Annotated in this window: 14 protein-coding genes; 11 read left to right on the top strand and 3 right to left on the bottom strand. The window is 68.9% G+C overall.

The window, feature by feature from the left end:
• Positions 1-116 precede the first annotated feature (116 nt).
• Positions 117-1,460 (bottom strand): tetratricopeptide repeat protein, encoded by a 1,344-nt coding sequence (locus tag ACGFNK_RS39530; RefSeq protein ID WP_393424178.1) that lies wholly within the window; start codon positions 1,458-1,460, stop codon positions 117-119.
• 199 nt (positions 1,461-1,659) lie between these two features.
• Here ACGFNK_RS39530 and ACGFNK_RS39535 point away from each other — a divergent pair, with 199 nt between their 5' ends.
• The 8 genes from ACGFNK_RS39535 (at position 1,660) to ACGFNK_RS39570 (ending at position 8,340) form a co-directional block, all read left to right on the top strand.
• Positions 1,660-1,806 carry a hypothetical protein gene (locus tag ACGFNK_RS39535; RefSeq protein WP_386342401.1) on the top strand — a complete coding sequence of 49 codons (147 nt, stop codon included), beginning with the start codon at positions 1,660-1,662 and terminating at the stop codon, positions 1,804-1,806.
• Between the two features lie 118 nt (positions 1,807-1,924).
• A complete protein-coding gene (locus ACGFNK_RS39540; RefSeq protein WP_393424181.1) occupies positions 1,925-2,536 on the top strand; it encodes a dihydrofolate reductase family protein in 612 nt (203 codons plus the stop codon).
• A gap of 285 nt (positions 2,537-2,821) precedes the next feature.
• A complete protein-coding gene (locus ACGFNK_RS39545) occupies positions 2,822-3,808 on the top strand; it encodes a transposase (protein ID WP_393424184.1) in 987 nt (328 codons plus the stop codon).
• Complete coding sequence (locus ACGFNK_RS39550) at positions 3,796-4,521, top strand: transposase (RefSeq protein WP_393424187.1); 726 nt, start codon at positions 3,796-3,798, stop codon at positions 4,519-4,521. The genes ACGFNK_RS39545 and ACGFNK_RS39550 overlap by 13 nt, the downstream gene beginning before the upstream one ends.
• Positions 4,522-4,947: 426 nt before the next feature.
• Positions 4,948-5,787: an SDR family NAD(P)-dependent oxidoreductase gene (locus ACGFNK_RS39555; protein ID WP_393424190.1), complete on the top strand. Its 840-nt coding sequence runs from the start codon at positions 4,948-4,950 to the stop codon at positions 5,785-5,787.
• Between the two features lie 49 nt (positions 5,788-5,836).
• Positions 5,837-6,805, top strand: coding sequence for an SDR family NAD(P)-dependent oxidoreductase (locus ACGFNK_RS39560; protein ID WP_393424193.1), 969 nt, complete (start codon positions 5,837-5,839; stop codon positions 6,803-6,805).
• Complete coding sequence (locus ACGFNK_RS39565; RefSeq protein WP_393424196.1) at positions 6,802-8,070, top strand: Nramp family divalent metal transporter; 1,269 nt, start codon at positions 6,802-6,804, stop codon at positions 8,068-8,070. Before ACGFNK_RS39560 ends, ACGFNK_RS39565 begins: the two co-directional genes overlap by 4 nt.
• A gap of 30 nt (positions 8,071-8,100) precedes the next feature.
• Positions 8,101-8,340: a hypothetical protein gene (locus ACGFNK_RS39570; RefSeq protein WP_393424199.1), complete on the top strand. Its 240-nt coding sequence runs from the start codon at positions 8,101-8,103 to the stop codon at positions 8,338-8,340.
• A 48-nt stretch (positions 8,341-8,388) separates the two neighbouring features.
• Here ACGFNK_RS39570 and ACGFNK_RS39575 read toward each other — a convergent pair whose 3' ends face one another.
• On the bottom strand, positions 8,389-8,817 hold the full coding sequence (locus ACGFNK_RS39575; RefSeq protein ID WP_393424202.1) for a nuclear transport factor 2 family protein: 429 nt from the start codon (positions 8,815-8,817) through the stop codon (positions 8,389-8,391).
• Positions 8,818-8,953: 136 nt separating this feature from the next.
• Positions 8,954-9,559, bottom strand: a complete 606-nt coding sequence (locus tag ACGFNK_RS39580; protein ID WP_393424205.1) for a TetR family transcriptional regulator — start codon at positions 9,557-9,559, stop codon at positions 8,954-8,956.
• Between the two features lie 257 nt (positions 9,560-9,816).
• Here ACGFNK_RS39580 and ACGFNK_RS39585 point away from each other — a divergent pair, with 257 nt between their 5' ends.
• Genes ACGFNK_RS39585 through ACGFNK_RS39595 form a run of 3 tightly spaced genes read left to right on the top strand, consistent with a single transcriptional unit; the run spans position 9,817 to position 12,606 of the window.
• Positions 9,817-11,085 (top strand): amidohydrolase family protein, encoded by a 1,269-nt coding sequence (locus ACGFNK_RS39585; RefSeq protein ID WP_393424208.1) that lies wholly within the window; start codon positions 9,817-9,819, stop codon positions 11,083-11,085.
• Positions 11,086-11,104: 19 nt separating this feature from the next.
• A complete protein-coding gene (locus ACGFNK_RS39590) occupies positions 11,105-11,482 on the top strand; it encodes a Rieske (2Fe-2S) protein (RefSeq protein WP_393424211.1) in 378 nt (125 codons plus the stop codon).
• Between the two features lie 2 nt (positions 11,483-11,484).
• Complete coding sequence (locus tag ACGFNK_RS39595) at positions 11,485-12,606, top strand: amidohydrolase family protein (RefSeq protein ID WP_393424214.1); 1,122 nt, start codon at positions 11,485-11,487, stop codon at positions 12,604-12,606.
• The last annotated feature ends 12 nt before the right edge of the window (positions 12,607-12,618 follow it).

Consider the following 12,618-nt stretch of genomic DNA (forward strand, 5'->3'; position numbering starts at 1 on the left):
AGCCCTGAACGCGGACGACAAAGGAGCCCGGGGCCGGGTCAGCGATATCCGTTGTTTTTGCGGCGAGTACTACGGGGACCCCCACACCCACCACACCCCTCAAAGCAGCGGATGCGTCAAAGGGGCGGGTGCGCCGGCGCCGGCCCCAGGGTCGTAGTCCCCGGCGCGGTCTGGTGCCCCAGACCGGTTCGGTACGCGTCCAGTGCCGCCTCCACCCGGCCCGTACGCCGGAACAGGTCGCCCAGCAGGCGGCACAGATCAGCCAAGTCGCCTGCCGCGCCTGCCCGTTCGAGGAGGCTGAGCGCGCGCACGTAGTGCTCCTCGGCCGTCTCGGTGTCGTGGGCGTCCTCGGCGATGATCCCGAGCAGGCGATGAGCTGCCGCGGAGTGAAGGGCGCCCCGCTCCGAACTCAGATCCCCCAGCACCTCTCGAAGCAGCTCCGCCGCCTCCTCCGACTTGCCTCGCCGGTGCAGGACGTCGGCCAGCTCCACCACCACCTGGCTGGTGTAGAGCGTCGCGCGCTTGGCGGCGAGGATCGCCCGGGCCTCGCGCAACTCGCTCTCGGCACGGTCCAGTTGGCCGTCCTGCGCGTACAGATAGCCGCGCATCCAGTGGCAGCTGGCGAGTTCCGTACGGATCTGAAGCTGGCGGTAAAGCTCCGCCGCCTTCGCCAGGGACGCGTCCGCCTCCGCGATCCGGCCCTCGGCGAGCAACGTACGGGCGACCGAGCGGTGCATACGGGCCACCAGTGCCGGATCCTGCACCTGCGGAGCCAGCGCGAGGGCGAACTCCGCGGCCTGGGCGGCGCGCGCATGGGCGCCCATGTCCATGTACGGGGCGATCACGCTCGCGTAGAGGAGGACCAGGGCGCCGGGGTCGTGCAGGCCGGTGCGGTTGAGTTCGTCGAGCGCGGACTCCAGGAGGTAGCAGGCGTAACGGAGTTCGCCCGCCAGGTAGTGGGCGACCGCCCGTCCTCGCAGGGCCGGCACCCGGATCGGTAACGGCGCGTCCGCGAGCCGTTTCTCCGCCTGCTCGAACCGGAGCCGCCCGACGACCAGGTCGCCGGACTCCAGGGCGCATTCACCGAGCCCCAGCAGCGCGGCGGCGCACTCGGCGTCGAGCCCGTGCGCCTGAGCCTCCTCCAGCAGCGCCGCGTACTGCTCGGCTGCGGCCTGCGCCTCACCGGTGGCGAGGGTGCGCTGCGCGTCGGTGAGCCGCAGCCGCAGGTTCGTGGCGAGGTGGGCGGGCCGGCCGGTGGCCAGTTCCTCGTACGCGACGTCGAGCCGGGCGGCGATGTGCCGCAACGCCTCCTCCGAGGGCCGTACGCGTCCCGCCTCCAGCGTGGAGATATAGGCCGGCGTGTACGCCCCTTCCGCCAACTGCTTCTGTGTCAGCCCACGTTCGGTACGCAGCTGCTGGACTCGGCGCCCGATGATTCCCGGGTCGTCACGCTCGGCCATGGCCCCAGCATGCCAGTAAGTCGACTTACCTCTACCGACAAGTCAACTTCCGTTCGGAACAAGCCAGTTAATGCGCGCGGGAAGCGGGCAGGAGAATCCCGACCCCTCTTGCCCCACGGCCCGTTCCCCCCTACGTTAAGCGGCGCGTTAAACCTACGATTGCCCTCACTTAACGCACTGACGATGCGAGGTTGTCGCCGTGTTCCGACGCATGTCCACGCGCTATGTCTCGGCGCTCCACGTCACGGCCCGCCATGTCTCGGTCCGCTATCTCACGGCCCTGTGCGCCGCGGTTGTCGCCTGCGCGGCCCTGATCACCGCGGGGGCGGCGGGGCCGCATCACTGACGGTTCTCGAACCGATCGGTTCGGACCGGTGAGTTTCCGCGCGGCATACGGTCTGAAGGAGAGGGCGCGGATTGCGTCCCCTGCGGAATACCGAATACCGAAGCGGGAGTGATGCGTGATGAGACTGGTTCTGCAGGAGTTCCTGTCGCTGGACGGCGTCTCCCAGGGCCCCGGTGCCCCGGACGAGGACACGAGCGACGGATTCACGCAGGGCGGCTGGTTCGTACCGCATCTGGACGAGGCGTTCGAGCGGCTGGCCGGCACGTGGCTCGAGCAGGCGGACGCGTTCCTCTTCGGCCGCCGTACGTACCTGAACTTCGCGCGGGACTGGCCGAAGATGACCGAGCACCCGTCCGCCGCCATCCTGAACGGCCTGCCGAAGTACGTCGCCTCCCACAGCCTCACCCGAGCCGACTGGAACCCGACCACGATCCTGTCCGGCGACGTCCCCGCCCAGGTCGCCGAACTGAAGCAGCAGCCCGGCCGCGAGCTCCAGATCCACGGCAGCGCCCGCCTCGGCCAGTCGCTCCTCGCCGCCGGCCTGATCGACGAGCTGCGCCTCGCGATCGCCCCGGTCGTCGTGGGCACCGGCCGCCGCCTGTTCCCGGACGGCGGCGCCCCGGCGGGCCTACGGCTCCTGAGCAACGAGAGGACACCGGGCGGACTGACGATCCTCGTCTACGCATCGACGGGGCTTCCGGAGTACGGGACGTACGGGGCCGACACGTAGGAACTACGACGCGAGGGCGAACACCGCCCCGAGTAGCCGTCGTGGACGGCGGTGGGCCCCGCGGGTCATCCAGGTCCCGCCGTCACCAGCGACGCGGAATGTGACTCTGTTGCTGAATTGCCTGCAGGGGTGCGAGGCGGCCCGGCATGATCGTTGGTGCGGTCGTTCTGTCTGCTCCGGCCGTAGGGGGGCGGCGCAGTGTCCATGCGACCGGGGGGATTGCCGCCTGTTCCTGAACAGACCGCCAGGACGGCTCGCGCCGCCTTCCCCGGTGGCAGCCTGCCCATGCGCCTGCGTGACCACCTTGCCGAGGTCTTCGACGACTCGTTGTTCACCGATGCGTTTCCCGGCCGTGGGGCTCCTGCCCACTCCCCGGCGCTGCTCGCTCTGGTGACGGTGCTGCAGTTCACCGAGAGCCTCACCGATCGGCAGGCTGCGGACGCGTCACGGGACCGTCTGTCGTGGAAGTACGCACTGGGCACGGAGCTGTCCGATGCCGGCTTCGACTTCTCCGCGTTGTCGAGGTTCCGTGCCCGGCTGGTCGGGCACGGCCTGGAGCGGACGCTCTTCGACAGGCTCGTCGAGCACTGCCGCGGGGCCGGGCTGATCAAGGCCGGTGGCAAGCAGCGCACCGACTCCACCCACGTGATCAGCGCGGTCCGTGACCTGAACCGCACCGAGCTGGCCGGGGAGAGTGTGCGGGCCGCTCTGGAGGCCCTGGCGGTGGCGGCGCCGTCCTGGCTGGCCGGGGTGATCGATGTCGCCGAGTTCGCCGAACGCTATGGGCCGCGCGTCGACGGCTGGACGATGCCGGGCTCGAAGACCAGGCGGGACCGGCTCGCCCAGGTCTTCGGCCAGGACGCGCTGGCCTTATGCCGGGCGGCCTGGTCCGACACCGCCCCGGTGTGGGTCCGTGAGATCGAGGCGGTGGCCCTGCTGCGGCAGGTCCTGGTGCAGACCTACAGCATCCGTACCGATGCCCGGGGACGGGAGGTGATCACCAAGCGGGACGCCGACGACGAGGGCGTCCCGCCCGGCCATATCCGCCTGGCTTCCCCCTACGACCCCGATGCCCGCTGGTCGGCCAAGGGCGACGACCTTTTCTGGATGGGCTACAAGGTCCACCTCACCGAGACCTGCGACACTCCCACCGAAGCCGAAGCCGAAGCCGAAGCCGAAGCCGAAGCCGAAGCCGAAGCCGAAGCCGAAGCCGAAGCCGAAGCCGAAGCTGGTACGAGCGTGCTGCGGCTGGTACGAGCGTGCTGCGGCTGATCACCGATGTGCACACCACCCTGGCGACGGTTCCCGACGTCAAAGCCACCGCGCCCATCCAGCAGAACCTGGCCGAGCGGCAGGTCGCACCGGGCGAGCACTACCTCGACTCCGGATATCCCTCCGTCGACCTGGTCGTGGAAGCGGCGGGCCGGGGCATCAGCATGGTCACCCCGCTCCTGGCCGACCACTCGCCCCAGGCCAAGGCCGCCGAGGGCTTCGCCAAGAGCGCCTTCCGTATCGACTGGAAAGCCCGTCAGGTCCGCTGCCCCCAGGGCGCCACCAGCGTCGGCTGGTATCCGGTCACCCAGCACGGCCGCGACGCCATCGTGACCGGCTTCGCCCGCACCGACTGCCGCCCCGGCCCCTCCCGGACCAAGTGCACCAACTCCGTCCGCGGCGCCCGCATGCGCACCCTGCGCCCCCGTGAACTCCACGAACGCACCACTGCGGCCAGAGCCGAACAGGACACCGACTCCTGGAGAACCAAGTACGCCCTCCGCGCCGGCATCGAGGGCACCGTCAACCAGGCCCTCGACGTCACCGGCATCCGCCGGGCGCGCTACCGCGGCCTGCCGAAAGTCACCCTCCAACACATCTACTCCGCCACCGCCCTCAACATCGTCCGCCTCGACGCCTGGTGGACCACCGACCCACTACGCAAGCCTCGCACCAGCCGACTCGAGCGCCTCAGCCACCAACTCGCCGGCTGACGAATTCAGCAACAGAGTCGCCTACGGCCACAAAACCGAGCACCGGCTCCGCCAGCGCGCCCAGGTCGTCCTGCACGCGGCCCGGGGCCGCTCCAACGCCCGGACGAGGGGTGTCCGGCGATGGTGTTGCCCTTGAGGCTGAGACCGGTCGGCGTACATGTCAGGTGTATTCGCCGGTCAGGAGGACTTTTCCCGGTGCGACGGCCGGCGCCTCCAGCTTTTCGATCCTGATGTCGCCCTTGGCGTGGATGTGCACGGTCCTTATGGATATGTCCTCTCGTCGTGCAGGTGCTTCTTCTCATCACTCCTTGACGCTCCATGCCTATGGTGTCAGTCTATGCCAGTCCAGACAGTAAGAGCCGTGCCGTGACTCTCGTGGGGGACGCCAGGACCGCTCCCGAGAGGTCGCACCGTCAGAGGGAAACCATGAACACCGATATGGTCGGCAAGACAGTCGTCATCACGGGAGCGAGCTCCGGGATAGGTGCCGTCGCCGCACGCTGGCTTGCTGAGCGGGGAGCCACGGTCGTGCCCGTCGGCCGCTCGCCGGAGGCCACCGCGGCCCTCGCCGGCGAACTCGGCGTCGAGCCGTTGACCGCCGACTACGCGCGCCTTACCGACGTGCGTGAGCTGGCCGCGCGGCTCCTGAAGCGATGCCCTGTCATCGACGTGCTGGCACACAACGCCGGTCTGATGGCGGGTGTACGGGCCGACTCCGCGGACGGCTTCGAGCTGACCTGGCAGGTGAACCATCTCGCTCCGTTCCTCCTGCAGAACCTCCTGCACGAGCGACTCAGCGCCTCCCGGGCGCACGTCGTCGTGACGAGCAGCATGGGGCACTGGATGGGCCGGATCGACCTCGACGACCCCGGCCACGAACGCCGCCGTTATTCGGGGTTCGGCGCCTATGCCGACTCCAAGCTCGCGAACCTCCTCTTCGCGCGGGAGATCGCCCGCCGTACCCCGCGCACCGGAATCACGGCCGTGGCCTTCCATCCCGGAGTTGTGGACTCCGGGCTCGCCCGGGAGGCGCGGGGCATGGCCCACCTGGCGTACAACACCCGGCTCGGGCGCGCGCTGACGATCGACAGCGAGAAGGGGGCCGCTCCCTTGGTCCACCTGGTCTCCGTCGCCGACCCGCGCAGTGTCAACGGCCAGTACTTCCACCGGCTCAGGCCGAACGCCCGTACCTCACGGCAGGCGCGGGACCCACAGTTGGCCAGGGCGTTGTGGGAGCGGTCGGAGCGCATGCTCGGCCTCGTGTGACGGTCCGGCGCCAGCGCCGCACCGCAGATCTCAGGATCGGAGAGTCTTCGTGGTCGCAATCAGTGCACGGCGGTTCACCGGAAAGATCGCGGTCGTGACGGACGGAGTTTCGGGGACCGGCCTCGGCATCGTTCGGCGACTGGTGGCGGAGGGGGCCCGGGTCGTCGTGGGTGACATCGACGAGCACGGACTGGGGCGGGCGGCGGCCGGGTCCGGCACCGACGTGGTGCCACTCGTCACCGATGTGAGGCGGGAGCCGGACATCGAGTCGCTGGTGACGACCGTGGTGGAGCGTTTCGGGCGGCTGGACTGTGCGTTCAACGTCGCGGGTGCGGGAGGCGGCGGTCCTGTCGTCGGCCTCAGTGCGCAGGAGATCGACTCGGTCCTGTCGCTGACTCTGCGCAGCACCTTCCTGTGCGTCAAGCACGAGGCGAGCCAGTTCATCGCTCAGGACTCGAGCGGGGCGATCGTCAACATCGCCTCGATCAACGCGACCCAGCCGGACGAGGGCACAGCGCCCTACAACGCCGCCAAGGCGGGGGTGGTGAGCCTCACCCAGTCGGCCGCCTTGGAGCTGGGCGGGCACGGTGTCCGGGTCAACGCAGTGGGTCCGGGACTCGTCGAGACCCCGATGACACGCGTTCTCACCGAGAATCCGCCTGTCGTGCAGGCGTGCCAGGACGCCACGCCGTTGACGTGGCGGGGCCGGCCGGAGGACATCGCGGCGGCGGCCTTCCTCGGCAGTGAGGAGTCCGCCTGGACGATCGGGCACACCCTGTATGCCGACGGCGGCCAGACAGACGGTCACGGGATATCCGAGGTTGCTGCGGCTGTTCGAGCAGAGCACGGGCGGGATGCCGGCGGCTCCAGCCGCACGTTGGATCCCACCTTCCCGGTGGCGTGCGGTTCGTTGGCCACTTCATGGCATCTGCGCAGCGCATGCCCGTCGGTGACTGAGCCCGGCCGCGGTCGGATCGCCGCGGCATCGGCGGACGTCGAATTCGAGGAGACCTCATGACTCACGGCATTCCCGCAGCACGCCGGGACGCTCCGGTCGAAGGCCGCCCCCGTCCGGGTGGGGCCTCCCGCAGAGCCGCTGCCTTCTACGGTCCCGCGTTCGTCGCCGCCGTCGCCTACGTCGATCCGGGCAACTTCGCCACCAACTTCCAAGCCGGTGCCCAGTACGGCTACCTGTTGGTGTGGGTGCTGGTGTCGGCCTGCCTGGTCGCCATGTTCATCCAGTATTTGTCCGCGAAGACGGGTTTGGCCACGGGACGTGATCTGCCGACGCTGTGCCGGGAGAGCTTCCGTCGCCCCGTCGTGCTGGGTCTCTGGGCCCAGGCCGAGGTCGTCGCCATGGCCACCGATCTCGCCGAGTTCATCGGGGCGTCCATCGGGCTCAACCTCCTTTTCGGCATCCCCATGTTCCCCGCGGCACTGATCACCGCCGTCGTGAGTTTCGCCATCCTCGCTCTCAGGCGGCGCGGTTACCGTCCCTTCGAACTCGCCATCGCCTTCCTGCTCGGGGTCATTGCCCTCGGATTCGTCTACACCCTCTTCGCCGTCGGCGGGCAGTCCGCCCCCGACCTGGCCGCCGGGATGGTGCCGGCCTTCGAGGGCACGGATTCCGTCGTCCTGGCCATCGGCATCATCGGGGCGACGGTCATGCCGCACGTCATCTACCTGCACTCGGCACTGACTGCCGAGCGCCGGGCTCCTGAAGGACCGGCGGAACGCAGACGGGCGTTGCGCAGCCTGCGCATCGACACCGTGCTGGGGCTCAGTGCCGCCGGGGCGATCAATCTTTCGATGCTCTGCGTCGCCGCGGCCGCCTTCAGCGGGTCGGGAGGCTTCGACGGCAGCCTGGGCGCCGCTCACGGAGGCTTCGAGCGGCTCGTCGGAGGTGGGGCCGCGTTGGCGTTCGCCGCGGCGCTGCTCGCCTCAGGGCTTTCCTCATCCGGGGTCGGGACCTACGCGGGACAGGTCATCATGCAGGGCTTCCTGCGCATTCGCATCCCCCTCTTCCTGCGCCGGCTCATCACCATGGCACCCGCTCTGGTCGTCATAGCAGTCGGCGTGTCGCCGGACACCGCACTCCTGCTCTCCCAGGTCGTGCTCTCTTTCGGGATCCCGTTCGTCCTCGTCCCGCTCGTCCTGATCAGCCGACGGCGCGACCTGATGGGCGATCTGGTCAATGGGTCCCTGACGACCTTTCTCGGCAGCGTCGCGGCAGTTCTCATCTCCGGTATCAACATCTACCTGCTCTATGCCCTCGCCTTCTGAGGGCCCGTCATCGCCGGACAAGGAAGCACCATGAATGCGACAACGTTCCAGTCCTTCGCCGAAGCCCTGATGGCGGCCGGCAGCCTGGGCATGATCGCGATGATCCTGTACAAGGCGGCGCTACGACACGTGGACTGGGAGTTGATCCCCAAGGCGGCCCTGCCCCGCGTTCGGTGGTGGAGCACCTACGCCACGCGCGTCCTGGTCATCAGCGGGTTCGCGCTCCTCCTCGGCCTGGCCGCTCGAATCGGCGTCTGCCTGGCCCGCTGACTGGAGAAGGGGCCCGCCGAGACAGCGCTCGGCGGGCCCCTTCTCCAGTCAGCGATCACGTTCGGCCCTGGAGTCCCAGTCCTCCATGTGGAAGGGCGCCTCCATGTAGTGGGTGAAGAGCCACCGCATGTCGCGTCGGCGCAGCAGGGCGCTGACGCGGCTGTACGTCACCCACTCGAATTCCCACCGGCAGATGAACGTGGCCAGCGCAAGCCCCGGCGCCAGTTCGCGCACATGGACGTCCCGAAGGGAGACGCTGGAGGCGCTGATGCGGTGCTCCGTGCGCAGGAGATGCTCGGAGATGCGCTCGGGTCCGACCAGGACTTCGCCCAACTCCTCGGCGATGTAGGTGACTTCCGGGTCCTGGCGATCCCATTGGTCTGCCACGCGCTGCAGATCCAGGGCAGTCCAGGCCGCCGCGTACTCCTGGAGCGCGGCGGCGACATCCTCGGTCGCGGTCAATTCCGTGTAGGTCACTCGGACTCCTTGCCACAGGGGCGATCGGCCGGTCCGGCCGAAGGCACGGCCGAGGCCATCGGGGGTCGGGACTGCGCCGGACCTCTCAGCGACCGGCTGTGCCGGGCCCGGTCAATCGATCGAGGTCACGGGTCAGTCATTCCTCGGGAAGCGGTGATACGGCGCTCATGGCGACGTCGAGGAGCTTCGCCATCGCGCCCTTGCCGTCACCGGCGATCCATTCGAGGCGGGCGTACTCCAGGCACGCGACGCCGGCGGAGGCAAGCGCTCCCGCACGCAGTCGCCGCTCGTCGGCGTCAAGCGACTGCGGAAGCCTCAAGGCGAGTGCGCCCGCGATGGTCTCGATCCACCTCACCTGCTTGTGCAGGTGACCCGCGTACAGCGACGGCGTGTCGTAGATCATCCGGATCAGGGGCACGGACGCGGGGCGCTCGGTCAGCTGCTGGATCAGCCCGTCGAACGAGCGGCGCAGTGCGAGCCAGGGGGCCTCTTCGGAAGGCCGCTCTGCCAGGGCGTCGGCGATGTCGGTGCCCGTCGTGTCGAACATGTGGGTGACCACGGCTTCCTTGCTCGCGAAATAGCGGAAGAAAGTGCGCGGTGACAGCCCGGCCGCTGTCGCGATCTGGTCCACGGTCGTGTCTTCGTAGCCGTTGGCGACGAACAGGTCGACGGCGATGCCGGCCACGTCGTCCTGGACCGCACGTCGTTTCCGGTCGCGCAAGGTGTACTGCCTCTGCTCCACACGTAGATGCTACAGCACGCCGAATCTGCCATGCCATGACTCTATTGACAGACTCTGTCATTCATGGCTTTCATTGCCTTGTCAGCCTGTTCCTGTTTCGTCGTCGTAACGGCAGGACGCGCGGGCCGCTGGAGCGACCGCCCGCGCACTGCGCACATCGCGCCTCATCTCGATCGAAACTTTGATCACGAAGAGACCGGATCTCCTCGACGACGGTCCTCGACAGACATGAACGAACAGCAGAGAGGCGGAAAGTGATGGTCTCTGCGGAGAGCCGCGAAGCATCGCCGGCCACGGTCCCGGTCCGGGTCGTCGACTGTGACGTACACCCTGTGCCGGGCTCCATGGAGGAGTTCATCGAGCACTATCCCGAGCCGTTCCGGAGCCGGTACTTCACCAGGTATCGCGAGGAAGTCCCCCTGAGCTTCCTGCTCTACACCCCTCATTCCAACACCGGCGGCAATCAGGGCATGGGAGGCCCCGGCGGCTACGCCACGCCTCCGCGGGGCGGCTCCGGCAGCGATCCGGACTTCCTGGCCAAGCAGCTGTGCGTGGACAACGGGGTCGACTACTGCATCATGAACCCGCTGTTCTTCCGGCCCCGGCACTGGGACGCCGAGTGGGACGTCGCGCAAGCGGCGGCCACCAACAACTGGCTGGCCGCGAACTGGCTGGAGGGCGAAGCGAACCGGCACGGCCGGTTCTTCGGCTCCATCCAGGTGTCCTCCATGGACGCGGAGGCCGCAGCCCGTGAGGTCGAGCGGTGGGCGGGCCACCCCGCCTTCATCCAGTCCTACATGCTCGCGGACTCCTTCGTCCCCTTCGGAGCGCCGCAGTTCGAACCCCTGCTGAAGGCGTCGGCCCGGCACGACCTACCGCTGGCCACTCACCTGTACCGCCACTCGGGCATCCGCTCGATGACCCCGGTCGGCTTCCCCTCGTATCACGTCGAGGTCCTGCCCAACTGGATCTTCACCTACATCTGCCACGTGACGAGCACGGTGTTCGAGGGCGTCTTCGAGCGCTATCCGAATCTCAAGTTCGTCGCCGTGGAAGGCGGTTGCGAGTGGGTGGGCCCGCTGCTGTGGCGGCTGGACCGGCAGTGGGAGGAGCTGCGGGCCGAGGTCCCGCAGTCCAGCCGGCGGCCCTCCGAGGTGATCCGGGAGCATGTCCGCTTCGCCACGCAGCCGCTGTGCGAGCCGCCCGGCCGCGGTGACCTCGCCCGCTTCATGGAGTGGGGCGGCGCGGAGGAGACCATCGTCTTCAGCTCCGACTACCCGCACTACGACTTCGATCCCGCCCCGTGGGTGACGCAGCAGCTGCCCGAGGCATGGCGGGACCGCGTGATGGCGAAGAACGCGCTGGAGACGTACGGCCTGCCGGCGCAGCGTCCGCGGGACTACCTGGACGACATCGTGCCGGAGAACCCGCGCAAGGAGGCCGGGGAGCGGCGTTACGCGGCCCTCGCGGCAGCGGCGGCAGGTCACGGCAATGCCGAGACGCCGTGGATCGAGTCGGCGGACTAAGGGCGGAGGAAGCAATCACATGACGAGTCAACCCGTGACGAGTACCCCCACCTCCCATGTCGTCGGCACGGTCGAGGAAATCCCGCCGGGCAGTTCGAAGTTCGTCCCGGTCGGCAAGTTCGGCGTCGGCGTCTACAACGTGGGCGGTGAGTTCCGCGCCGTGACCAACTACTGCCCCCACCGCGGCGGTCCGCTGTGCGTTGGCCAGCGCTATCCCGTCATCGAGCCCTCGGAGCCGTACCAGTTCGAGGTCAGCGGCGAGGACGAGATCCTCAAGTGCCCCTGGCACGGCTGGGAGTTCGACCTCCGTGACGGCGTCTCCGAGGTCGGCACCAAACGCATTCGCATGCACCGCGTCCGGGTCGAGGACGGCCTGGTCATCCTGGAAGGAGTGTAGAGATGGCGACGGACACCCAGGGCGTCGTGGACGCGGCCGTGCACCCGCGCATGCTCACCCCGCAGCAGATCCACGACTACCTCCGGCAGCCCTACGACGGGCTGGTGTACAACTCGCCCAACCGGTTCTTCCACCCCACGCCCACCGGCATCCCGCCCTTCGGCGAGTGGCTCGAACAGTCCCGGCCCGACGGCGAGGTGGTGACCACCCCGGCCGGCACCCACACCGCCCGGGAGCCCGGTTCGGTCCCCGCGCGCACCCAGGAGTACCTGCGCGCGAACGGCGTCGCACAGGCGGTCCTCAACCCGACGCTGCGCGGCCTGCAGCCGGCGGCCGACCAGGGCAGCGCCATCTGCTCGGCCTACAACGAGTGGCAGGCGGCGACCTGGCTCCAGGACGAGACGGACGGACCGCGCTTCCTCGGCACCATCCGGATCAACCCCATGGACCCCGAGGGCGCGGTCGCCGAGATCGAGCGCTGGGCCGACCACCCGCGGATGGTCCAGGTCGGCGTACCGCTGGAGTCCCACCACCCCTATGGCCAGCGGTACTACCTGGCCATCTGGAAGGCGGCCGCCGAGCACGGGCTGCCCGTCGCCATCAAGGCGGAAGGGGGCGTGGGCGTCGAGTACTTCCCGACCATGACCGGACTGCCGCGCACCCACATCGAGTTCAGCGCCCTCCACCGCGACCGGTTCTTCTTCCACCTCGCGAGCTTCATCGCCGAGGGCACCTTCGACCGCTTCCCGGATCTCAGGATCGTGTTCGCGGACGGCGGCTTCGACATGCTCACCCCGGCGATGTGGCGGATGGACATGGACTGGCCGATCACCCGCACCGAGGTGCCCTGGGTGAAGCAGATGCCCAGCGACTACCTGCGGCAGCACGTCCGGTTCGTCACCAACAGGCTCGAAGGGCCGCCGGACTCCGAGCCGGAGACCGTCGTGGAGTGGGCCCGGCGCACCGACGCGGCGCACCTGCTCGTTTACGGCAGCGGCTATCCGGTGTGGAGCGCCGCCCGCCCGGACCAGATCCTCCCGGCGCTCGCCGACGAGGACCGCGACCGGATCCTGAGGGGCAACGCCACCGAGTTGTACGCGTCCCGGCTCGCGGCGACACGCTAGTTCATCTTCCCT

Origin of the sequence: Streptomyces sp. NPDC048825 (genome assembly GCF_043198355.1) — a bacterium.
Lineage (GTDB): Bacteria > Actinomycetota > Actinomycetes > Streptomycetales > Streptomycetaceae > Streptomyces > Streptomyces xiangluensis.

Excerpts from the sequence above, each read along its gene's own strand:
- ACGFNK_RS39530 (WP_393424178.1), bottom strand. The coding sequence starts at position 1,460 with ATGGCCGAGCGTGACGACCCGGGAATCATCGGGCGCCGAGTCCAGCAG.
- ACGFNK_RS39540 (WP_393424181.1), top strand. The coding sequence starts at position 1,925 with ATGAGACTGGTTCTGCAGGAGTTCCTGTCGCTGGACGGCGTCTCCCAG.
- ACGFNK_RS39545 (WP_393424184.1), top strand. The coding sequence starts at position 2,822 with ATGCGCCTGCGTGACCACCTTGCCGAGGTCTTCGACGACTCGTTGTTC.
- ACGFNK_RS39555 (WP_393424190.1), top strand. The coding sequence starts at position 4,948 with ATGAACACCGATATGGTCGGCAAGACAGTCGTCATCACGGGAGCGAGC.
- ACGFNK_RS39565 (WP_393424196.1), top strand. The coding sequence starts at position 6,802 with ATGACTCACGGCATTCCCGCAGCACGCCGGGACGCTCCGGTCGAAGGC.
- ACGFNK_RS39570 (WP_393424199.1), top strand. The coding sequence starts at position 8,101 with ATGAATGCGACAACGTTCCAGTCCTTCGCCGAAGCCCTGATGGCGGCC.
- ACGFNK_RS39585 (WP_393424208.1), top strand. The coding sequence starts at position 9,817 with ATGGTCTCTGCGGAGAGCCGCGAAGCATCGCCGGCCACGGTCCCGGTC.
- ACGFNK_RS39590 (WP_393424211.1), top strand. The coding sequence starts at position 11,105 with ATGACGAGTCAACCCGTGACGAGTACCCCCACCTCCCATGTCGTCGGC.
- ACGFNK_RS39595 (WP_393424214.1), top strand. The coding sequence starts at position 11,485 with ATGGCGACGGACACCCAGGGCGTCGTGGACGCGGCCGTGCACCCGCGC.